This is a genomic window from Pedobacter nototheniae (assembly GCF_004335085.1).
Lineage (GTDB): Bacteria > Bacteroidota > Bacteroidia > Sphingobacteriales > Sphingobacteriaceae > Pedobacter > Pedobacter nototheniae.
Genome location: NZ_RQRS01000011.1, coordinates 19,431 through 41,505 on the forward strand (window position 1 = coordinate 19,431; position 22,075 = coordinate 41,505).

At 34.4% G+C, this 22,075-nt stretch carries 19 protein-coding genes; 7 read left to right on the forward strand and 12 right to left on the reverse strand.

The features are described 5' to 3' along the window. Positions 1 to 224: 224 nt before the first annotated feature. Positions 225 to 617, forward strand: coding sequence for a hypothetical protein (locus EHC72_RS11055; protein ID WP_131537757.1), 393 nt, complete (start codon positions 225 to 227; stop codon positions 615 to 617). A gap of 328 nt (positions 618 to 945) precedes the next feature. Here EHC72_RS11055 and EHC72_RS11060 read toward each other — a convergent pair whose 3' ends face one another. The 5 genes from EHC72_RS11060 to EHC72_RS11080 all read right to left on the reverse strand — a co-directional run bounded on the left by EHC72_RS11060 (position 946) and on the right by EHC72_RS11080 (position 8,562). After that, positions 946 to 2,433, reverse strand: a complete 1,488-nt coding sequence (locus tag EHC72_RS11060) for a RagB/SusD family nutrient uptake outer membrane protein (protein ID WP_131537758.1) — start codon at positions 2,431 to 2,433, stop codon at positions 946 to 948. A 27-nt stretch (positions 2,434 to 2,460) separates the two neighbouring features. Then, a complete protein-coding gene (locus EHC72_RS11065; RefSeq protein ID WP_165585806.1) occupies positions 2,461 to 5,598 on the reverse strand; it encodes a SusC/RagA family TonB-linked outer membrane protein in 3,138 nt (1,045 codons plus the stop codon). 464 nt (positions 5,599 to 6,062) lie between these two features. Then, positions 6,063 to 6,725, reverse strand: a complete 663-nt coding sequence (locus EHC72_RS11070) for an NAD(P)H-binding protein (protein WP_131537760.1) — start codon at positions 6,723 to 6,725, stop codon at positions 6,063 to 6,065. 104 nt (positions 6,726 to 6,829) lie between these two features. Next, positions 6,830 to 7,510, reverse strand: coding sequence for a LytR/AlgR family response regulator transcription factor (locus tag EHC72_RS11075; protein ID WP_131537761.1), 681 nt, complete (start codon positions 7,508 to 7,510; stop codon positions 6,830 to 6,832). Next, positions 7,507 to 8,562, reverse strand: a complete 1,056-nt coding sequence (locus tag EHC72_RS11080; RefSeq protein ID WP_131537762.1) for a sensor histidine kinase — start codon at positions 8,560 to 8,562, stop codon at positions 7,507 to 7,509. Before EHC72_RS11080 ends, EHC72_RS11075 begins: the two co-directional genes overlap by 4 nt. 133 nt (positions 8,563 to 8,695) lie before the next feature. On the opposite strand from EHC72_RS11080, the gene EHC72_RS11085 reads away from it, so the two are divergent. Beyond that, positions 8,696 to 10,006, forward strand: a complete 1,311-nt coding sequence (locus EHC72_RS11085; RefSeq protein ID WP_165585808.1) for an erythromycin esterase family protein — start codon at positions 8,696 to 8,698, stop codon at positions 10,004 to 10,006. Between the two features lie 131 nt (positions 10,007 to 10,137). Here the strand turns inward: EHC72_RS11085 and EHC72_RS11090 are convergent, their stop codons facing one another. The 7 genes from EHC72_RS11090 to EHC72_RS11115 form a co-directional block, all read right to left on the reverse strand. Then, a complete protein-coding gene (locus EHC72_RS11090; RefSeq protein ID WP_131537764.1) occupies positions 10,138 to 10,578 on the reverse strand; it encodes a Fur family transcriptional regulator in 441 nt (146 codons plus the stop codon). A 19-nt stretch (positions 10,579 to 10,597) separates the two neighbouring features. Then, positions 10,598 to 11,047 carry a hypothetical protein gene (locus EHC72_RS11095; RefSeq protein WP_233167016.1) on the reverse strand — a complete coding sequence of 150 codons (450 nt, stop codon included), beginning with the start codon at positions 11,045 to 11,047 and terminating at the stop codon, positions 10,598 to 10,600. Then, positions 11,048 to 11,491, reverse strand: a complete 444-nt coding sequence (locus tag EHC72_RS11100) for a hypothetical protein (protein WP_131537765.1) — start codon at positions 11,489 to 11,491, stop codon at positions 11,048 to 11,050. It abuts the gene before it with no gap. A 1-nt stretch (position 11,492) separates the two neighbouring features. After that, positions 11,493 to 12,695, reverse strand: coding sequence for an ABC transporter permease (locus tag EHC72_RS11105; protein WP_131537766.1), 1,203 nt, complete (start codon positions 12,693 to 12,695; stop codon positions 11,493 to 11,495). After that, complete coding sequence (locus EHC72_RS11110) at positions 12,695 to 13,321, reverse strand: ABC transporter ATP-binding protein (RefSeq protein ID WP_131537767.1); 627 nt, start codon at positions 13,319 to 13,321, stop codon at positions 12,695 to 12,697. Before EHC72_RS11110 ends, EHC72_RS11105 begins: the two co-directional genes overlap by 1 nt. Continuing rightward, positions 13,318 to 13,488 carry a hypothetical protein gene (locus EHC72_RS22670; RefSeq protein ID WP_165585809.1) on the reverse strand — a complete coding sequence of 57 codons (171 nt, stop codon included), beginning with the start codon at positions 13,486 to 13,488 and terminating at the stop codon, positions 13,318 to 13,320. The genes EHC72_RS11110 and EHC72_RS22670 overlap by 4 nt, the downstream gene beginning before the upstream one ends. Before the next feature lie 91 nt (positions 13,489 to 13,579). Continuing rightward, positions 13,580 to 13,969, reverse strand: coding sequence for a MerC domain-containing protein (locus tag EHC72_RS11115; RefSeq protein WP_131537768.1), 390 nt, complete (start codon positions 13,967 to 13,969; stop codon positions 13,580 to 13,582). Positions 13,970 to 14,057: 88 nt separating this feature from the next. On the opposite strand from EHC72_RS11115, the gene EHC72_RS11120 reads away from it, so the two are divergent. The 5 genes from EHC72_RS11120 (at position 14,058) to EHC72_RS11140 (ending at position 22,067) form a co-directional block, all read left to right on the forward strand. Further along, positions 14,058 to 15,257, forward strand: a complete 1,200-nt coding sequence (locus tag EHC72_RS11120) for a GTP-binding protein (RefSeq protein WP_131537769.1) — start codon at positions 14,058 to 14,060, stop codon at positions 15,255 to 15,257. A 94-nt stretch (positions 15,258 to 15,351) separates the two neighbouring features. Next, positions 15,352 to 17,808: a TonB-dependent receptor gene (locus tag EHC72_RS11125; protein ID WP_131537770.1), complete on the forward strand. Its 2,457-nt coding sequence runs from the start codon at positions 15,352 to 15,354 to the stop codon at positions 17,806 to 17,808. A gap of 101 nt (positions 17,809 to 17,909) precedes the next feature. Further along, on the forward strand, positions 17,910 to 18,350 hold the full coding sequence (locus EHC72_RS11130) for a PaaI family thioesterase (protein ID WP_131537771.1): 441 nt from the start codon (positions 17,910 to 17,912) through the stop codon (positions 18,348 to 18,350). Between the two features lie 163 nt (positions 18,351 to 18,513). Next, positions 18,514 to 18,693, forward strand: coding sequence for a hypothetical protein (locus tag EHC72_RS11135; RefSeq protein ID WP_131537772.1), 180 nt, complete (start codon positions 18,514 to 18,516; stop codon positions 18,691 to 18,693). 188 nt (positions 18,694 to 18,881) lie between these two features. After that, positions 18,882 to 22,067, forward strand: a complete 3,186-nt coding sequence (locus EHC72_RS11140) for a SusC/RagA family TonB-linked outer membrane protein (RefSeq protein ID WP_131537773.1) — start codon at positions 18,882 to 18,884, stop codon at positions 22,065 to 22,067. Positions 22,068 to 22,075: the final 8 nt, after the last annotated feature.

A 22,075-nucleotide genomic window follows, 5' to 3' on the forward strand; every position in this document is an offset into this window, starting at 1 on the left:
CAACTGCAAACCTTAAACTATCTTCTATAAGTTCTAAACTGTCAACTGCAAACTCTAAACTATTAACTACTAGTTCGAAACTGTCAATTGCTAACCTTAAACTATCAACTACAAGTTCAATACTATCAACTACAAAAAATTAACTTTTTCCTGTAAGTGTCTTGGCATGGTCTCTGATTTTCATATTGTAGTATTATTTAAGTTGTCTTCCTATATCTATTGAAATGAAATCATTAAGCTTATCATTCCTGCTATTTTTTTGTATTGGTTCAACAGCAGTTATTTTTGCTCAAAGTCCACCCAAGGCTGGTAGTGCATGTTATTATCCAGCTTTCGGACAGATTTATCAGACTGTTTACAGCGGAAATGATTTTGTTTATGACAATGGAAATGGTCCGTATTCTTATCTTCAATGTTCTAATAAAACAGCATTACAGGCATCTGGAAGCTGTAGGGTACGTATTCCAGATGGACAACCACAGGGTGGAAACTATTATCCGGGGCAACTTTTTACTATTACACGTGTTATTCCATGCCCAATAGATGATTATATTTTTTTAATGATTATACCTGCGGCGCTTATAGGTGTTATTTCTTTACATAAAAGAATAGCATAGTAAATTTAGCTGTAGAGATTTTCTACAATATGTAGCGAAAAGGGGCAAGGCGTGAGAAGAAAAAAAGGATATAAACTAAGGCATCTAAAATTATTATGCGTTTATGGTGATGTAAATTATCGTGCTTTTGTTTTTAACCTAGATCAACGTTTAATCATGTGCTGTTTTCCAAATTTGCGAGGTGAAATATAGAATCAAAGGGTTTAGGCAATACTAAATTTGCTATCGTAGGCATTTCGATATTAAATGCTTAAATAATTTTAATTTAGAGGATAAAAGTAGAATGTAAAAATAAAAAAGCCCTGAATGATCAGGGCTTTTAAAATTATTAAGGGTTTTGAACCAATTTAGGATTGGTAACAAACTCTTCTAAAGGGATATAGTAAATAACACGAGGATCGGTGTATTTGATCTCTTGTGTAGTTTGGCCCGATGGTAAGTGCGTACCTGGATAATTGCGAACCATTGTCATTTTGTTTCTAAAAACGTCAAATTTACGTTGTGCTTCAAAAGCAAATTCTAATCTTCTTTCATCCAAAACTACATTTAAAACACTGGTATAACCCATCATGTTTGAGGACGAGAATAGTTGGTTTCCGCTAAGGCCTGCACGTTTACGAATTATATTTACTTCATCCAAAGCTTCATCAGGACGCCCCAATTGCGAAGCACATTCTGCTTTTGTTAAGTGCATTTCTGCAAGACGCAATATTACTGGCGAGCTTAGTGTTTCTATTCCATTTTGAAACGAAAATTTATTGATGTAGTATTTTGGATAACCGTTTCTTTTTAACAGAATTGGGTTTCCATTTGCATCTTTTTTAATTGATCCATCAGCATTTTTGTCGTATTGAGGTTCAACAAAAGAATTACGAACATCATTAGGAAATTTGTTCACCAAATCTCTGTAACTCTGCGATGCATACATTTCTCCATAACCAACACCTGCCGAGTAGTACATAGAACCAATGGCATCATCAGAACGGTCATCTTTCAACTCATGTTTAATGGCGAAAATAGTTTCAGTATTGTCTTCAGGAGATTTAGTAAAGTATTTAGGATATTCTGCAGTAGTTAACATGGTGTAACGGTTACTTTTAATAACCATATCAGCATAGTCATATGCATCTTTATAGTTACCCATGTATAAATAAACACGGCTTAATAAAGCTTCTGCCACTTCTTTTGAAGCGAAATTATCGTTTTTACTGCTCCCCATTAATTTAATGGATTTTAGCAAATCGGCAGTAATTAATGCATATACATCTTTAACTTTAGAACGTGGTGGCAAATCGTTTTTATCTGTATTGATTTTAATCATTACCCCTAAAGATTCTCCATTATCATCCGTATAAGGGCGACCAAAGAATTTCACTAAATCCCAATGTACCATTGCTCTAATAAAGTAGTTTTCGCCCAGTAATTGGTCTTTTGTAGCATCCTGTCCTTCGTTAACAAGTCCTATAACTACATTGGCACCATAAATAATTTGGTAAGCCTTACGCCAAAAGTTATACGTATTGTTTTGATTGGCTAGGTGCTGATAATTGTATGCATAAAATAGAGGATCGGTAGTAGTTCCACTTAACGAAACATTATCACTCGCATATTCTGATAACATGTGCAGGTTACGGGTATAATAGGCATCCTTAATATAGTTGTAATTACCTATGGTTGCTGCGGTTAAACCCTCAATGGTATTCACTACCTTATCTGTTGTTAATGAATCATAAGGCTCTTGTGATAATTGTTTCTTACAAGATACTGCGGTTATGGCAAGTAATGCAACGGCAGCTATTTTATATTTTTTAATCATAATGTTCTGTTTTTAAAATAAATGTGCTTAGAAGCTTACGTTAACACCGAATAATATTTTCTTACTTACCGGATATTTCATTCCACTTACACCATTGCTTTCAGTTGATGTTGGAGCAGAAACATTAGAAACTTCAGGGTCCATACCAGAGAATTTGGTTAACGTAACCAGGTTATCGCCACTTACAAATACACGGATGTTTGATACATTAAGCTTTTTTATTACACTTTCTGGTAGGTTGTAACCCAATGTAACGTTACGCAACCTGATGTATGATCCATCTTCCAAAAATCTTGATGATGGTTTATATGAGTTTTTGTTACCATTAACAACCGCTTTTGGGTGCGTAGCTACATCCCCAGGGTTTTGCCATCTATTCCAGTCATCTCTTAAAACCATGCTGTTGTATTGCGGGTAAGCACCATCAGCATCAAATAACTCGCGACTAGAATTATATACCTTATTACCATAAACAAAGTTTATAAAGGCATTTAAAGTAAAGTTTTTGTAAGAGAAATCGTTACCAAAACCACCAGTAAATTTAGGTGTAGCCGTACCAACAAAAGTTTGAGTTGCTTTGCTTTGTGAGTTTACAGGAGTTTTAACATCGTTTCCATTTGCATCTTTTGTAATATTGTACCACAATGGATCTCCGTTATCAGGATTTACACCTGCCCACTCATACATAAACCAAGAGTTTAAATCGCGACCTACAGCTATTCTTTGGTTACCTCTTGGAATTACCTGCCCACTATACAATTCCATTACTCTGTTTTTATTAAAACCAATATTGAATGTAGAGTTCCATTTAAATGCACCAGTTAAGTTTTTAGTGTTAATCTCAATGTCAATTCCTCTATTTCTTACACTGCCTACATTTTGCGAAAATCTATAAAAACCTGTTGCTGCGTTAAGTGGAACATCTATGATTAAGCGCTTATTGGTTCTTTGATACACATCAACACTTAAATCTATCCTGTTCCAAAAGCTAATATTTACACCCGCATTAATGGTAGTAGGTGTTTCCCAAGTTAAATCAGGATTGTCTAATTGGTTTGGGTTAGCGCCAGGGATAAGTGAATATTGATTATTTGCGCCAGTATATAAACCTAATGAACTATAGTTACCACCTGGAGTATTTCCAGTAACACCATAACTTCCTCTTAATTTAAGGTTGGTAATTACTTTAGACTGGAAAAACTTCTCATTTGAGATATTCCATCCACCACCAATAGAGTAAAAGAATCCATTTCTTTTGCTTTTTCCAAATTTAGATGAAGCGTCATTTCTTAAAGAAACTGTAGCAAAGTAACGGTTATCATAATTGTAATCGCCCATAAACAATTCAGATACAAAAACATTTTTTGATTTCCCGCCCTTAATTAATTTGGCAATTGCTGTAGCATCCATTACCGTTAAATCGGCTAAGAAACCATCGGCTGTAGCATTTAATCCATCCTGATAGTTTTGCTGATATTCAAAGCCTCCAATACCCGATAGGTTGTGTTTGCCAAAGCTATGTGCTGCATTAAATAAATTTGAAGTAATAAAACTGTTGCTATAACCATATTCATTATACAATTCGCCAGAAATAGATTTTCCAACCGGTGTTCTAGGATCTGTTAATTTTTCAGATCTCCAGTTGTTTACTGTATAACGGTTTGAGGTTGCAAAGTTTAACCAGTCGGTAACTTTATAATCCAATTTAACATCAGCTGCTAAACTTTGGTCTCTTCTGTTATCTTTATCGTATTGGCTGCTATATAAAAAGTTAGATGCATCACGGCCGTACCAGCCTTTTGTATCAAAATCAACATATTTTATGCTACCATCAGCATTATATGGACTATCCCAAGGCATATTGGTGTAAGCCTGATATAAAGCACCGCTTGGGTCGTTATTGGTTTTGCTAAAGCTGGTATTAAGCCTAGCTGTTACTTTAAAGCGTTTATTAATTTGATGTTCTAAGTTTACACGGAAGGCAAAGTTTTTGTAATCTGTATTAATTAAGGTTCCCTGCTCATCATAGTAGTTGGCACCAACATAGAATTTGGTTTTTTCATCACCACCAGACATGCTTACGTTTTGGTTATTTGTATAAGCTTCTCTAAAAGCTAAATCTACCCAATTGGTATTTCCAGGGTTAGTAGGAATAAAGTTTTCTAAGTAACCAGCAGTAGTAAGTGGAAAATCTTTGCTGGTTAAAAAAGCATCAATTTGTGCCTGCGTTGGGTTAGGGTTAGTTGCCTGTAGTTGTTTAATAAAACTAGCACGTTTACCATTATAATCATTAGTGTATAAATATGATCTATAATCTGCCAGTTGCTGACCGTTCATTAATTTAAAATTACCCTGGCTGGCATTGTTTATACCAAATGCGCCACTATAATCTACCTTTGTTTTACCAGCCTTACCTTGTTTTGTAGTAATAACCAAAACACCATTTGCTGCCCTTGAACCATACAAACCTGTTGCTGCGGCATCTTTTAAAACCGTTATTGATTCTATATCTCTTGGGTTTGCAGTACCACCAATAATACCATCAACAACAGTAAGGGGCTCAGCGCCTGCGGTAATTGTTCCTGTACCACGAATACGAATAGTTGGTGAAGCACCTGGTTGACCAGAGGCTGATGACACATTTACACCAGCTGCCTTACCTTGTAAAAGATTGGCTGTGCTGTTGCTGGTTACATCTAAAAGCTGTTTTGAGGTAACTGTAGATACCGAACTTACAATTTGAGATTTATTTTTGGAAACATAACCTACCACAATAACCTCATCCATCATTTTAGTATCTGGCTTAAGGCTTACATTAATTGTAGGTTGACCCGAAACTGCAATTTCTTGCTTAACATAGCCTATATAGCTAAACTCTAGCGTTGCATTGGTTGCTGCCGTAAGTACAAATTTACCGTTACTATCAGTCATTGTGCCGCCAGTAGCATTTTTAATTTTAACTGAAACCCCTGGTAATGGTTGCCCTGTTTCATCGGTTACTTTACCATTTATTGGGCTTTGCGCTTGGGCAACGCTGGTAAATATGGTAAGTAATAATACGGTGATGATTTTTGAGAGCCTAATCAGCAATAATCTGTTAGATTTTGCCGAATAAAGAAAGGTTCGTTTCAGAACCTGATCGGTTAGTTTGTAAACTTTTGTCATGAAATAAAATTTAGTGTTGGTTAGCATAGTTCTACAGAAAAGCATACTGTTTTTCTAAAAGAACGATCGAAAGATATAAATTAAAAAAGCGCCCAATATGATTCTCAGAGCACTAAATCAACGCAAACGTTTGATGATTTTTTGATTAAATAATGGCGTTTGGAAGGTAATAATGGATGAAAGACAGCAACTGCTCACATCTTTTTATTAAGATTGATGTTTTTGTATGATTTAAAATGCTAAATCAAACCTATTATGTGTTAAAATGGATTCTGAAGGAGAAAACTATCTTTAAGGAGAATAGTTTGATATAAATTAAACCGTTTGTTTTTAAGTAATCAAACGTTTGTGTTGAGCTTTTTTAGGTCGTAGAAAGCACAATTAACAGAAATAAGACAGGTAGATTATTAAATTTTTGCTTTTACAAACATTCAATATTATTCATTTTACTTTATAGATTATAATTATTTTACGTTGTTCACGCTAGTCATTTCTTGCCAGTGATAAATTTTAACCTTTTCCGTTTCATCTTTATTACTATTTATCATAGCTTTTGCAACTTCGCTACCGTTTATGCCTTTATACTTTTTAAGCGGCCCCAAAAGAATTGGATTTATTATAGACCATATTCCCATAAAAACTTTTTCCATAGGCCGGTGTTCTTTTCGGTTTCCCATTAACATAGATGGGCGAAAAATGTGGGTATAATCAAAATTAAGTGCCACAATATCACGCTCAATTTCGCCTTTGGTTTTGATATAGAACATGTTTGATTTAGCATTTGCTCCAACCGCTGTAACTACAGAAACAGATTTAGCTCCATTTTCTTTGGCAAACTTAGCTGCCAAAACTGGGTAATCGTGGTCTATTTGATAGTACTGATCCTCATTGGGCACACTTTTCTTTGTAGTGCCAATGGCTATATAAATTTCATCGGCAATTAGGTTTTCCCTTAAAGTATGCAAAGTGTTAAAATCACCAATAAGCATTTTCAGTTTAGGGTTGCTAATATTTAAAGCTTTCCGTACCACAATGATTACCTGCTCATAATCTGGATTTTTTAATAAATATTCCAATAGGTAAGAACCTATAAAACCACTAGCACCGAAAATAATTGCCTTTTTCATTTAATAACCTTTATGTTCTATTTCCAATCTTAACAAAAAATAGGTGATAACCGTTTTGCTATTTTTAAAGATTACATAAAAGCAGTAATTTATTTCCTAAGTTTTTACTTATTTAAAAAGCTCAAGAAATCCTTTTTATACAATGGTCCAATAGGTACAAAAAACTGATTAGATAAAATGATTTTATCCTCGAAAATACGCTCTACATAGGTTTTATTAATGATGTAAGACCGATGGGCCTGCATGAAAAATTCGGGATTTAAATCTTCCAAAATGCCTTTTAAAGTTCTGTAGATTAGAAAATATTTTTCTGCGGTAAATATTTTGACATAATCTTTACTGCCTTCAATGTAAACAATATCCTGTTGCTTTAAGTTTAATAAACCATCTTTATCCTTAATCAGCAAATTATCGAAGCCTATTGTAGCAGCTTCATTAATTGTAGGTTTTGCTTTTTGTACGGCTTTAGCAAATCTATCGTAAGAGAAGGGTTTAAGAAGATAATCTACCGCATCAAGCTCATAACTTTCATAAGCGTATTGTTTGTAGGCTGTAGTAAAGATAGTTTTGGGTGAAATTTTGAGTGCCTTTAAAAAGTTAATTCCATTAACAAGAGGCATCTCAATATCCAGAAAAAGGAGGTCGATAGGGTTGCTCGCCAAATATTCAAAAGCTTCAACAGCGTTTCTAAAGGAAGCCATATGCTTAAGCCCTGGCGTTTGGCTAATGTAATGTTCCAACACTTGGTGCGCCAAAGGCTCATCATCAACTATTATGCAATTCATTTAAAATCTATAATCAGTGTTGCAATATATTCATTATTGGTTTCATTTAGGTTTAGCTTGTAGGCACCAGAATAGTAAAGTTCCATTCTTTTTTTGAGGTTGCTTAAACCAATTCCCCCAACTTTTTTAACCATTAAATCGTGTTTGAGCTTTAATAAATCATTTTTAACCGTAAAAATAATTTGGTTATCGTTTATGGCTAAGGTTGCATCAACAGCGGCATTATCTTCTAATTTATGCTTTCCATGTTTAAAGCAATTTTCTACTAAGGGTAAAAACAATAATGGTGGTATTTTAATATTAGGGTATACATTTGGAGCACTAAAAGTTATGCTTGCCTTAGGGAATTTTTTCTGCTCCAGTTCGAAATAACCATTTAAAAAATCTATTTCTCCCTGTAAACTCACTTCTTCCTGGTCACAATCATATAAAATGTATTGCATCATTTGCGATAATAGTAAAATAAAACGAGGGGTATCTGGTGATCCTACTAAGCTTAAGCCGTATAAACTATTTAGGGTATTAAATAAAAAATGTGGCTGCAATTGTGCTTTAAGCATATTAAGTTGCAGGTTTAAGTGGTCGGTTTCGGTTTTGTGTCGTTGTATTTCATTCTGATAAGAAAAACGAGCCATACCAATGCAGAAAAAGGCAATAAAATCTGTCAATAACAGGTTAAAATCCCAATAATAGTAAGCTACACGAAGAAAAGAATTTACCACTAAACCTTTTGTGAAGTAGCCAAAAATCCATGAAAATAGGTAGTTATTTAAAGGGCATACCAGTAAAAAACATGTAACTGTGCTGATTACCAGCCAAACATATCTTTTGCGTTGTAAAAAATATGGAATTAGCCAGCGATAATAAGGTATTATAAAAAGGGTAGAGCAAATGCTGTACAAGCAAATTTCCAGATAGGGGAAACTTGAATGTATGTTTTTAGGTAAAGTATCTCTATCCAAATAATACGAATATTTATAAATGGCCACATAAAAGAACCAAATAAGAATTTCGAAAACAATAGGAAACGTAATGTTTGTCTTTTTTATCACAGGGCTAAAATCGTAATATTTATTGATTGCTTACTACACTTTTACGACTAAAGCCCACTTTTGCACGACAAAAAATTACGGTTGTTTTTTGGTAGCCTGAATGCATTTGCTTGTCGAAAATTTTAAAATAGCCATGTCTTTCTGCCTTGATTTGTACATCAATTTAAAACCAATTGTAGATATGAAAATTAAAACTACCATCGCTGTTGCACTTTTATCGGGCTTTTTAAACTTAGCTTCCGCACAAAATAAAGATGCACTAAAACCTGTATCAATGGAAAACTTTGCTTCATTTAAGCAATCTGTTAAACCGCTTATTGACAAAATGGGTGTAAAAAAAATAGTTGGGCTTGGTGAAGGGACTCATGGCACCGCCGAATTTTATAAACTTCGTTACTGGATTACCAAAGTATTGGTAGAGGAAAAAGGTTTTAATTACATCGCTTTTGAAAACGATTATAGCGATTGCTGGATGCTGAATAAAGAACTTAACGCCGGAGGTGATTTAAACATTTTGATGAAAAAATACCTTTTAAGCATTTGGCAAAATGAAGAGACAAAAGAACTGCTAAATTGGGTAAAAACATACAATAGCAAACATAAAAATAAAGTAACAATTGCTGGCGTTGATTATGTTTACCTTTTGCCGGATATTAAAATGTTGCAGACTTTACTGAGCAGTCATCCTGATTTATTAAAAACCATTACCTTATTAAAAACTCCTGCAGCCTACCAGGATGAAGCTTGGGAAGGGATGAACAGTAAAACATATAAATTTAATGGCGACTCTTTAAATAAAAGCGGTTATGCAGGCTATTTGTTGGCAGAAAAATTAGATCAGGAAATTGAAAAATCGCACCTTACCGAAAGCTTAAAAAACGAGTGCCACATTAGTGTAACGAATATTAAACAGGCTTTTGCACCATTTTATCATTATGTAGCCAAAACGGATGAGGTAAGTAGAGATGTAAATATGGCGAACACAGCAAGCATGTTACTGCAAAATAAAAATGATAAATTAATTATTTGGGCACATGAAGCACATTTGGCTAAAAAGCCCGTTTATGATGGTGAAGTAGGGGGTATGGGGGGCGAATTGCTTAAAAAATTTCCTGATAATTATTTTGTTTTAGCAACAGGTACCGCAATAGGCACTTTTGCCGCTACTGAGCAAAGCCGAGATACTTACACTAATCCGATGAAGGCTTATCCTTTAGAAAAACCCATTGCAAACTCCTGGGAAGAGCAGTTTAGCAACACGGGGATGCCTACTTTTTACTTTTATCCACCAGCTTACAATATAAAAAATGATACCAAACCATTCCGCATTATTGGATATACACCTAAAAGTGGGCCAGATACTTATGATAAAACAAACATGATAGATCATTTTGATGCCTACCTATTTTTAAAAGATACGCAGGCAGCTACTCCTTTAAAATAAATTAAGCCAGTTGCTTAAAACAAATATTTGTTTGAAGTGAATTAAATAAAAAACGGATTGGATTATTGAAGATCCAATCCGTTAAAAAAAGTTTAAAGCTTAATAGTTAATTAAGAAATTTACAATTAACGTTAATTAGCATGTTGCTTACAATCTTTACAAATACCAGAAACAATTAAATTCATGCCATACACTTTAAAGCCTGTCGGGATTTTTACTGCAGGAATTTTTACATCATCCATACAGTACACCTTTGAGCAATTGTTGCAATTAAAATGCACATGCTCATCATGGTGGTTATGTGCCGTACAGGAATTAGAGCAAATGGCGTAATTTGCTGTGCCCTGGTTATCCAAAATCCTGTGAATAATGCCTTTTTCTTCAAATGTTTTTAAAATACGGTAAAGGGTAACCCGATCTATTTCTTTGCCGATAACATTTTCGAGATACGGTTGTGAGGTGGCAGAATCTCGGTTGGATAAAACATCCAGTACCTGTAACCGTGCTCCAGTTCTTTTTAAGCCGTTTTTTAATAAAAGATCTTCGTATTTCTGTATTTTAATATTTTCCATAAAGCGCTTTACTAAATTGTTAAATAATTAACGATGCTTTGGTAATTGAAACTGGCGGCGCATAAGTTGCATTGGTATTGGCCAATTTCAAAATTCCCTTAACCCTAATGGGTTTGTCTGTAAAATCTATTGGTTGGTTCATTTCAACCATAATCATAATGGGCACACCATTTTGCCCGCAAAAATAACACTGATTAATTGGTAAAGTAGCAAGCAAAAATTTAGCATGCTTTGCCGTGTTTTTAATCGGAATTAAATAGCCTTTTAAATCAAATTCACTATTATTAAATCTCTTTATCGTTTCGCCATAAACGGGAAGTAATTCATTTTTATCTGTTAACTCAAATTTAACAGTGCCAATTACATCCCAGTTTAAAGATTTAATTTGATCTGCCGCATTATGTTTTTTTTGTTGCGCAACAGCACTCAAACTTACAAAAAGCAATAAAATTGACGCTAACTTTTTCATCTAAATTTGTTTAGCATCCAGTAAAAAAAAGTCCGAACGATTATCTCCAGTAGTATTAATAATAAACTTTCCTTTAATTTTAATTGGCTTATCTGTAAACGGAATTGGGTTTGCCATTTTAACCTCAACCATTGATGGGATATCGCCAGTACCACAAAAAGGGCATGATTCAATTGGTACAATAGAGAGCATGAATTCGCTAAATTTCATACCAGCCTTTGTGGGATAAATATAGCCGGGGAGCTCAATAACTTTATTGTTTAAAGCCATTAACTCATTAGGAAAAACACTAATCCATTTAAGTTTTTCTACCTGTTTATCATACCTCAATCCAATTAAATTCCAATTGGTGGTACGTAAATCCTTATGCACCTTAACCTGCGCCTTGGCACAAAGCTGAAAAAAGAATATGGCTATAAAAATAAAGGTGAGTTTCTTCATCATTCTATTTGGATAAAGTTTTAGCAATATCTACACGGTAGGTTTGCAATGCAGGAATTATGGCTGCAATAATACCAATACATAAACCAGCTACCAATAAATAAATTTCTTCGCCAACAAAGTAAATTCCAGTTAGGCGGGCCTGAGATGATTCTTGATAGATACCTATAATTTGCAATGCAGTATGCCCAATTAATAATCCAATTATAGCGCCTATTAAAGTAATGAGCAGCCCCTCAAGCATAACTAAAAAGAAAATTTTGCCTTTTGAAGCACCAAGACAACGCATAACGGCTAAGTCGTATTTCTTTTCTTTCATGGAATTATACAAACTGATAAAAACACTCAATGCAGAAATTGCCATAATTAAAATAGCAAACCATTTAAGCGTATCAATTCCAACACCAATTAAAGAAAACAATCTGGCACTTTCCATCGCAGGAGACGCTGCCTGCATATTTGTGCTTTGATTTACCATTCTTGGAAACAATACTACCGACATTGGCGAACGGTATTGAATCAGGATAGAAGTAATTTCTTTATTGCTAATTTCTTTCGTTCCAGGCGCTTCGTGATGTTCTTCCCCGCCAGCTGGTTCGTGCATTTTATAAACGCTGCCAATATTAGTTAAAACCAAGTTATCGGTTACATTACCTTGTGGGGCAAGTATGCCTTTTACTGTGTAAGCATGCTGTTTATGTTCATCGCTTGAATCATTTAAGCCATGTGCACCAAAAAAGGTGTCGCCAACTTTTAGTTTAGATTCGCGGGCAACCGAACTACCGATTGTTACCTCAAGATCTTTATTCCAAAAAGTTCCCGAAGCTAATTTTAATCCATACAAACCAACAAAAGAAGAATCCGTTCCAACAATTCGAAACCCATTATAATTATCGCCCAAAGCTAAAGGAACAGCCCTTTTAACCATAGGATTTTGCATAAGTTCATACGCATCTTTAGCAGGAATATTTCCAGTAGGAAAATCAATATGATAAATACTGCTTAAAATGAGTTGTAAAGGACTTCCTTTTGCACCAACAACCAAATCAATATCCTTAGAGTTACTTTCTAACTTGTTTCCAATTTGCGTTGAAGCTAAAAAAAGAATGGATAGTATGCCTACGCCAAAAGCTACTAATACAATATTTAAAAATGTAGTCAGTTTGTTTCTGAGCAGGTTCTTTGTACTTATTTTAAATATGTTCATTATAATAAATATTCCTTTTCTATGCGATTTCTTATTCTTGTATCATGCGTTGCAATAACCAGTGAAGCACCATTTTCCTTTGCCTGCGTAATTAGCATTTCCATTACCGTTTCTGCATTCTGATCGTCTAAACTAGAAGTAGGCTCATCAGCAATTAATAAAGTTGGTTTGTTAATTAACGCTCTTGCAACAGATACGCGTTGTAGCTGCCCCTGACTAAGCTCATTTGGATGCTTTTTAGCCTTTCCGCCAAGTCCTAAGGATTCCAAAAGTGCAAAGATTTTACTTTTTACTACTGGTAAGCCAGCAAAGGAACAAGCAATTTCTATATTTTCTGATACAGTTAAACTCTGAATTAAGTGTGGTTTTTGAAAAACAATACCTATGTGTTGCCCTCGAAACTTATCCATTGCTTTGCTGGAAAGACTATATAAATCTGTTCCATTTAAAATAACATTTCCATGTACAGGTTTTAATAAACCAGATATACAATTTAATAATGTGCTTTTCCCGCTGCCCGACGAACCCAATAATAGCCATTGCTCATGATCTTCAATAGTCCAATCGGGAAAATTTAAGATTGGACCGTTGTTGTAACGATGACTAAGAGATTGTACTTTAATCATAACTTTTTTGATGGTTTAACTTTTGATGCAGGTTGTAAAACAATATTCTTAATCGCATAACGTCTGTAAATCTCTATTCCATCATTTGTACCATGTTTACAAGCAGGGTTCATCATAGAAATAAAGGCCAGTGCCGGAATAAATAGAAGTTTGATTTTTTTCTGCATAATACAAATATATAATCCTTTATTTAACTGCAACAATGTTGTGTTATGAATGATACAATTGTTGCTTTAATTTAATTTCAAATATTATTATTTAGTGCTTGTGTTGGCAAGTTTTAGTATATCTTAAATTTATAAAATGTGCCGCTGCAATAGTAAAACCTCCAATCGGAATTAAAATAGGCTCTAAAAATTCAATTCCAGAAAAATGCCCAAAGGCAATAAATAAAAAACCAGATGTTAAAATAATTATAGGCAAAATTTTATGGTGCCCATTGCGATAAGATTTACTTAACGACCATATACCCAAACATAACGAAATAACAATCATACTAATTTCTACCGCCGAATTGCCTAAAAATTCTAAACCCCAAAGTGGTAATAACGTTAATAAAAAGGGTAGAAGCGCACAATGTATAGCACACGCAGTTGAAGCTGTAATGCCTAGTTTATCCAAATTAAAAGTAATTCTTGTCGATTTCATAAAGCTAAATTTTAATAATACAAATATAAACGCAATTATGTTGCATTTAAAAAATTGAATAATATATTTGCAACTTAATTGCATTTATATGATAAAGAAACTACCGGTAACGGTTTTAAGCGGATTTTTAGGGAGTGGCAAAACCACTTTGCTTAATGCGATCCTTAAAAACAAAGAAGGATTAAGAGTGGCAGTTATTGTAAACGATATGAGCGAAGTAAATATCGACGCCAACTTGGTTAAAAATGAAAACGTGCTTTCTAAAACAGAAGAAAAGTTGGTTGAAATGAGTAATGGATGCATCTGTTGCACTTTAAGGGAGGATTTAATGATTGAAGTGGAAAAGCTGGCTAAAGAAAACCGTTTTGATTATTTACTAATTGAAAGCACTGGTATTTCTGAACCTATTCCTGTTGCGCAAACTTTTTCTTTTGTTGATGAGGCATCAGGCATTGATTTAAGTAGGTTTAGCCAGCTAGATACTATGGTAACTGTGGTAGATGGTTTTAACTTTATGAAAGATTTTGGAACTGCAGAACGATTAATAGATCGTGATTTGGTTGATGATGTAGCCGATAAACGCACTATTGTGAATCTGTTAACAGATCAAATTGAATTTGCCAATGTAATTTTGCTGAATAAAATGGATTTGGTTTCTATAAATGATGCCAATTTAATTGAAGCATTAATTAAGAAGTTAAATCCTACAGCAAAAATTCATAGAACAACTTTTGGAAATGTTAAGCCAGAATTTTTGCTAAATACTGGTTTGTTCAACTTTGATTCAGCATCAGAAGGTGCTGGTTGGAAAAAGGAACTCGAAACCGTTCATCAGCCCGAAACTGAAGAATATGGTATTGTTTCTACTGTGTTTAGATCCAAAAAGCCTTTTCATCCAGAAAGATTCTGGAATTACTTAAACCATGATTTTCATTCCAATATTATTCGTTCTAAAGGTATTTTTTGGTTAGCCGCGATGCCCAATACTGCCATAAATTTCTCTCAGGCGGGCGGTTCTTTACGTGTAGAGCATGCTGGCGTTTGGTGGGCAAGTATACCTTCGCAAGAGCGAAATAACTATTCTGATTACCTTGAAAATACAGAGCAAATATTAGAAAACTGGGATGAATATTTTGGAGATAGACTTAATGAATTAGTATTTATTGGACAGGATTTAGATATTGATGAGTTGAAAAGTAATTTAAATAATTGTTTGTTAACCGATTTAGAATTGATTGATTATAAGTTGAATAAGATTTTTGATAACCCGTTTGAACGGTTCTTTTAAACCAAAAATTATATGCTTTAAAAACTATTATTTGGTAAGTTTAAAATTAAATTTAGATTTGTCTAAAAATATATTTAGATAAATATTTAAACTCATGAAATCTATACTCATCAATTTAACCTTCCTCTTTACTGTTTTTAGCGCAACTGCACAAACTGGTTTAATTAAAGGCTTAGTAAAATCAAACAATACAGTTGTAGATAATATTACCATTAAAATTTCCGGTAGTAATAAATCGGTAAAAACCGACGCTTTTGGTAATTATCAAATGGGTAATATTCCTTACGGGTGTTATGAGATGATATTTTCTGGAGTTGGATATAAATCTCAGCACAAAAAAATAGAAGTAAAAGAAGCCGTTCAAGTTGTTGATGTGCTGTTGGAAGAAGTAGAATCAAGCCTTAATGAAGTTGTTGTAACTGGTGTTAATAGGGCAACAGAATTACGCAAGAGTCCGGTGCCAATAGCGGTACTTTCTAAAAAATCAATGGATCAAAATGTAAATACCAATCTTATAGAAGCTATAGTTAAGGGCGTTCCTGGTGTTACAGCGGTTACCACAGGGCCAAATGTTTCAAAGCCATTTATTCGCGGACTTGGTTACAATCGTGTTTTAACATTATATGATGGTTTAAGGCAAGAAGGGCAACAGTGGGGAGATGAGCACGGTATTGAAGTTGATGAGTATGGAATTAGTAGAGCAGAAGTGGTTAAAGGTCCGGCTAGTTTAACGTATGGATCTGATGCTTTAGCTGGCGTAATTAATATGATTCCGTTTAATCCAAACTTTGCAAACGGGCAGCTAAAGGGCGATGCAACCATGAATTACCAAAGCAACAACGGCATGGTTGGTTCATCTATTGGTTTGGGCTATGTAAAAAATGATTGGAAATATAGCTTTCGTGCAAGTGGTAAAATGGCGCATAGTTACCGCAATAAAATTGATGGATTAGTTTATGGAACTGCTTTTAAGGAGTATAATTTGTTAGCAAGCGCAAGGGTAGATAAGAAATGGGGCTTTTCTAAAACGGCACTAACTTATTATGATAACCTTATGGAAATTCCGGATGGAAGCCGTGATTCGCTTAGCAGAAAATTTACTAGGCAGGTTTTAGATGATGGTGATGACATTAAAAATAGACCAATTGTGCCCAATGATGAGCTAAATAGCTATAAAATCAATCCGTTGCATCAACATATTCAGCACACCAGAGTTTATAATACCAGCCAGTTTAAGTTTGGCAATAGCGATTTAAATTTACTTATTGGCGGTCAGCAAAGTGTTAGGAGAGAATTTAATCATCCTACTTTGCCCAATCAAGCAGGTTTATATGTGGTATTAAATACTTTAAATTACGATTTAAAATATAACCTTCCTGATTTTGGTGGAATAGAAAGTACCGTTGGCATAAATGGAATGTATCAAACCAATAGAAGTAAAAACGCCACTGATTTTCCGATTCCAGATTACAATCTGTTTGATGTTGGGGCATTTTACTTCGCTAAAAAAACATTTGGAAAAATTGATGTTTCTGGCGGAATTAGAATGGATAGAAGAAGCATAAACTGGCAAGATTTTTATGTAGGCAATAACCCAGAAACCAATTTTGATAGAAAAGTAAACGTTGGTAGCCCAGGTGCTCACTTACAATTTCCGGCATTTAATAAAAGATATTATGGCGTTTCGGGTAGTTTAGGATTGACCTACAATATTTCCGAAAAGCTATTGCTTAAAGCCAATATAGCACGAGGCTACAGAGCACCAAATATTACCGAAATTGGCTCAAATGGTTTAGATCCTGGTGCTCATATTGTGTATTTAGGAAACCGAACTTTTAAGCCCGAATTTAACCTGCAAGAAGATATTGGAATTATCGCTTATTTAAAAGATGCCGATATTAGCTTAGAACTTTTTAATAATAACATTCAGAATTATATCTATCAATCTCGTTTAACCGATGCCGATGGAAATCCTGTTGTTATTGTTCCAGGAAATCTTACCTATCAATATCAGCAATCTAAAGCCAGACTTTATGGCGCAGAAATTAGTGTAAATGTACACCCATCTGGCTTAAAATGGTTAACTTTTAACAATAGTTTAGCTTATGTTGTAGGTTTAAATAAAAATGAAGAACTGCTGGCAAAGCATGGTACGGCAGCTAAATACCTGCCCTTTATCCCACCATTACAAATAAGAACAGAACTTAAGGCAACGGCTCAATCAAACATTGGAATGTTTAATAAACCGTATATAAAGGTAGATGCAGCTATTTTTGCAGATCAAAATCATTTCTATGCACTAGATAATACCGAAACTTTTACCAAAGGTTATACTTTGCTAAATGCAGGCATCGGTTCAACTATTCAGCATAAATCTGGCAAAGCACTATTTGATGTTTTTATTCAATGTGATAATGTTTTTAATACTGCCTATCAATCTAATTTAAATAGACTTAAATATTTCGAGTACTATCAATCATCACCAAGCGGTCGATCAGGGATTTATAATATGGGAAGAAATTTTAGTCTTAAGGTAATTGTTCCGTTTTAGCAAAATACATAATGGAAGATGTATGGAGTTATGAAAATAAAGTAAACGATCCGTAAATTGATCTTAGTTTCAAACATCTTCCATTTTATTATATTTACCATATGGAAGAATCATTAAGCGAAAAACGATTAAATATATTAAGGCAATCAATAGGGCAGGTTATTACCGCATCGCCATCAAACTTTATGAATTGGTTGGCACCGGTAATGGTTAAGGCAGAAAATGGAATTTTGGTTTGTCGTTATACCATTAGAAAAGAAATGACTAACCCATACGGCATTTTGCACGGAGGCGTAACAGCAGGTATTATTGATGATTTAATTGGTGCCACAGTTTACACTATGGGTTTAAATGATCGTTTTACAACAGTAAATAATTATATAGATTATTTTGCACCAGCAAGTGAGGGCGATGAAATTGTTGCAGAAACTGCGATAGTAAAAAGAGGCAGAACGATATTAAATTTGCAATGCGAGATATTTTTACCCTCAAAAAAACGTTTAATAGCAAAGGGCTATTCCAATATGTTAAACATAGGTTAAGCCAATATTTAAAATAGTATAATTATTTATTAATTCCTTTAAATTAACAAAACATTCTCATAAACATATTGTTGTAGCTTTAGTTAAAACCCTATGAGCCATGTTAGCCAATTATTCAACCCTTCAATTTATCGTTAGAGGCAAAACTTTTAAAGGTTTTTGCATGAGAATTCAAGATGATTTTCACGAAACATATGCAGTAGTGCTTGATGGCTATCACTCATTCTGCATTTGGCTTGATGATAAGTCTTCCCAGTGGTGTGCATCAAAACATGTAGCCATAGAACGTGATGCAATTGATGAAATTATCAATAGAATTTCCCTCCCTCAACAAACTTCTTAATTAAGCTGTAGCAATATTGTTGCACATTAGCAATCTGCTTGTGTTTGCAGGTTTGTGCAGTTTCATGCCGTTTTTTATCTTGTTTTTAGCGTAATTCCCTTTATAGTAACTGTTTTAATGAATATTGATTTAGTTAAATTTTGTATTTTAACAAATACTTAACAAACCGAAAACTAAATCTAATCACTATGAACAGAAAATCTTTACTAATTTTATTAGGGGTTTTAACTTGCTATGTGGTTTCCTATGCTCAAACTACCATAAAAGGCAAGGTTACCGATGATAACAAGGTTGGAATTCCCGGGGTAAGCGTACTACTTAAAGGTAGTACCACTGGAACTTCTACAAATGGAGATGGTACTTACAGCATCACAATTCCATCAAATGCAGATATTCTGGTTTTTAAATCCATAGGATTTGCCAGTCAGGAAGCCATTATCGGCGATCGTACCCAAATTAATATTCAACTATTGCCTGATGCAGAAAACTTATCAGAAGTTGTAGTTACCGCCTTAGGCATTAAACGTTCGCAAAAATCTATTGGTTATGCCACCCAGCAAGTAAGCGGCGATAACCTGACCTTAACTAAAGAACAAAATGTAATTGGTTCATTAGCGGGTAAAGTTGCTGGTGTGCAAGTAACAGGTTCATCTGGTGCAAGTATGGGTGGAACACAGAAAATTAAAATTAGGGGCGTAAATGCTATTGATGGTAGCGGACAGCCCTTAATGGTAATTGATGGAACACCAACCAGTCAGGATAATTTTAGTGGTACAGCAAATGGCGTAGATTATGGAAATGTTTCTCAAGATATAAATCCTGAAGATATTGAAACCATTAATGTATTAAAAGGACCAGCTGCTTCGGCTTTGTATGGTATAAGAGGGCAGTATGGCGTAATTTTAATCACCACAAAAAAAGGAGTTAAGGGACCTAAAAATGTTAGCGTTAGTTTAAATTCTGCCTTCTCTATTGAAAAAGTTGGCAACTTTCTTCCCCTACAAAACATTTATGGTGTAGGTAATAATCAAACCTTTTTAACATTAGCCAATGGGCAAAAATATGTTAATGGTAATGATGAAAGTTGGGGCCCGGCAATGGATGGTACGCCCGTTAGAATGTATTATAGTTTTTATCCGCAAGATCCTCAATTTGGTCAGTTAACACCATTTGTTCCTCAACCAAATAACATTAAAGATTTTTATGAAACCGGTTATAACCTTAATAACGGCGTTTCATTAACAGGTGGTAGCGAAAATATGAACTACAGAATGGGGTATACCAATGCTTATATTAATGGTACTTATCCAAATACGTGGCTAAAACGAAATAATTTAAGTTTAAGTGCCTCGCTAGATGTTACCAAAAAGTTTACAGTAGGTGCCAATGTAAACTACTCAAATAATAAAGGTCAGCGCCCAACACAAGGTTATCAAGGTTCCTTTACAGGCGCTTCTCAATGGTTTCAAAGAAATATTGATATCAACCGTTTAAGAGATTATAAATATGCTGATGGAACGATTTTAAACTGGAATGTAAACCCCAATACGGCTACAGGAATTATTACTAATAATAGACCAAGCGATTGGAATAACCCTTTTTTCGATGCTTATGAAGTTTTAAATAATGATAGTAGAGATCGTTTATTTGGTGATGTAAACGCATCATACCAGGTTTTGCCCGAATTAAAATTAAGCGGTTTTGTACGTTCTGATATGTATACGCAAAGCATTACCCATAAAGAAGGATTGGGCGGTAGATTGGTAGATGGTTATCAAATTGGAAAATATCAAAACACAGAAAATAACTATGAGTTTTTAGGGCAATACAATAAAACCTTTAACAATCTTTCGGTAAATGTTAATGTGGGTGCCAACTTATATACGTTGGATTATTCAGGCCAATATCAGGCAACTGTTGGTGGTTTATCAAGCCCAGGTTGGTACTCTGCAGCCGCTTCTGTAGATAGACCAATCAGTAATTCTGAAATTAAAAAGAAACAAATTAGAAGTATTTACGCAATGGGCTCATTTGGGTATAAAGACATTTACTTTTTAGATGCCTCCATTCGTAATGATGTTTCTTCGGCTTTGCCTGATAATAATAACTCTTATTGGTATCCTTCCGTTTCTGGTAGTTTCTTATTTAGTGAATTAACCAAATGGAGTGCTTTATCTTTTGGTAAGTTAAGAGCAAGTTTTGCCGTTGCAGGTTCTGATTTAAAGGTTTACCAAACCATTAATACTTTCGGCCCAGGTACAAGTTACAATGCACCTAATGGCGCTATTAATACCATTTTAGTACCCGATAAACTTAAAAACCCCTTTATAAAACCATCATTTGCAAACTCATTTGAGCTTGGTTTGGACTTGAAATTTTTAAAAAATAGAATAGGTGCTGAAATAACTTATTATGCCCAAAGAAATAAAGATCAGATTTTAGATTTATCGGTTTCTGGCGCAAGTGGTTATGATAAATATGTAATTAATGCAGGCTTAATTGAGAATAAAGGAGTAGAACTATCTTTAACAGGTCGCCCAATTCAATCTAAGCTATTTACATGGGACGCAACCTTAAACTTTGCTCGCAATAAAAACAAAATTATAGAACTTTACCCTGGTATACCAGTATTACAGAACGATGTAGCCAATTATTCAAGTCAAAATATTTACCTAAATTCTACTGAAGGACAATCTTTTGGTAATTTAATAGGACCAGGCTATAGAATTGATGCAGCAACAGGTAAAGTTTTGTTAGGTACAGATAATATGCCTTTGTTTGATGCCGCTAAAGATTTCGGAAGTGTATTGCCACAATTTACAGGCGGACTGCAAAACACGTTCAAAATAGGTAATTTTACCCTTGGCGCTATGATTGATTTCCAAAAAGGTGGTCAGTTTTTCAGCTGGTCAAAAATGCTTTCAGCTAAATCTGGTCAGGCAGCAGAAACAGCTGCTATAAACGATAAAGGTTTCAACGTACGCGATCCTTTAGCTAGTGGTGGTGGTGTTAAAATCAATGGCATTTCTCAGGCAACTGGTCAAGAAGTAACCGCTTATGTAGATGCCAGAACCTATTACAGAACTAATTTAGGAACCAGAATTTACGATGAATGGATTTATTCAGCTTCTTATATTAAATTACGTGAGGTTAGTTTGGGTTACAATCTAAGTGCAAAGTTATTAACCAAAACCCCTTTTAAAGCAGCAAAATTTGCTGTAATTGCTCGTAATCCTGTTATGATTTGGCAAAAAGCACCAAAAGGAATTGATCCTTCAGAACTTTCTTCAGGCAGCGCAGATATCAGCTGGATAGAAAAAGGAGAGTTGCAAACCGTAAGATCCTTTGGTGTTAACTTAAGCCTAACCTTTTAATTTTAAGC

Excerpts from the sequence above, each read along its gene's own strand:
- EHC72_RS11055 (WP_131537757.1), top strand. The coding sequence starts at position 225 with ATGAAATCATTAAGCTTATCATTCCTGCTATTTTTTTGTATTGGTTCA.
- EHC72_RS11060 (WP_131537758.1), bottom strand. The coding sequence starts at position 2,433 with ATGATTAAAAAATATAAAATAGCTGCCGTTGCATTACTTGCCATAACC.
- EHC72_RS11065 (WP_165585806.1), bottom strand. The coding sequence starts at position 5,598 with ATGACAAAAGTTTACAAACTAACCGATCAGGTTCTGAAACGAACCTTT.
- EHC72_RS11070 (WP_131537760.1), bottom strand. The coding sequence starts at position 6,725 with ATGAAAAAGGCAATTATTTTCGGTGCTAGTGGTTTTATAGGTTCTTAC.
- EHC72_RS11075 (WP_131537761.1), bottom strand. The coding sequence starts at position 7,510 with ATGAATTGCATAATAGTTGATGATGAGCCTTTGGCGCACCAAGTGTTG.
- EHC72_RS11085 (WP_165585808.1), top strand. The coding sequence starts at position 8,696 with ATGTCTTTCTGCCTTGATTTGTACATCAATTTAAAACCAATTGTAGAT.
- EHC72_RS11090 (WP_131537764.1), bottom strand. The coding sequence starts at position 10,578 with ATGGAAAATATTAAAATACAGAAATACGAAGATCTTTTATTAAAAAAC.
- EHC72_RS11095 (WP_233167016.1), bottom strand. The coding sequence starts at position 11,047 with ATGAAAAAGTTAGCGTCAATTTTATTGCTTTTTGTAAGTTTGAGTGCT.
- EHC72_RS11100 (WP_131537765.1), bottom strand. The coding sequence starts at position 11,491 with ATGATGAAGAAACTCACCTTTATTTTTATAGCCATATTCTTTTTTCAG.
- EHC72_RS11105 (WP_131537766.1), bottom strand. The coding sequence starts at position 12,695 with ATGAACATATTTAAAATAAGTACAAAGAACCTGCTCAGAAACAAACTG.
- EHC72_RS11110 (WP_131537767.1), bottom strand. The coding sequence starts at position 13,321 with ATGATTAAAGTACAATCTCTTAGTCATCGTTACAACAACGGTCCAATC.
- EHC72_RS22670 (WP_165585809.1), bottom strand. The coding sequence starts at position 13,488 with ATGCAGAAAAAAATCAAACTTCTATTTATTCCGGCACTGGCCTTTATT.
- EHC72_RS11115 (WP_131537768.1), bottom strand. The coding sequence starts at position 13,969 with ATGAAATCGACAAGAATTACTTTTAATTTGGATAAACTAGGCATTACA.
- EHC72_RS11120 (WP_131537769.1), top strand. The coding sequence starts at position 14,058 with ATGATAAAGAAACTACCGGTAACGGTTTTAAGCGGATTTTTAGGGAGT.
- EHC72_RS11125 (WP_131537770.1), top strand. The coding sequence starts at position 15,352 with ATGAAATCTATACTCATCAATTTAACCTTCCTCTTTACTGTTTTTAGC.
- EHC72_RS11130 (WP_131537771.1), top strand. The coding sequence starts at position 17,910 with ATGGAAGAATCATTAAGCGAAAAACGATTAAATATATTAAGGCAATCA.
- EHC72_RS11135 (WP_131537772.1), top strand. The coding sequence starts at position 18,514 with ATGAGAATTCAAGATGATTTTCACGAAACATATGCAGTAGTGCTTGAT.
- EHC72_RS11140 (WP_131537773.1), top strand. The coding sequence starts at position 18,882 with ATGAACAGAAAATCTTTACTAATTTTATTAGGGGTTTTAACTTGCTAT.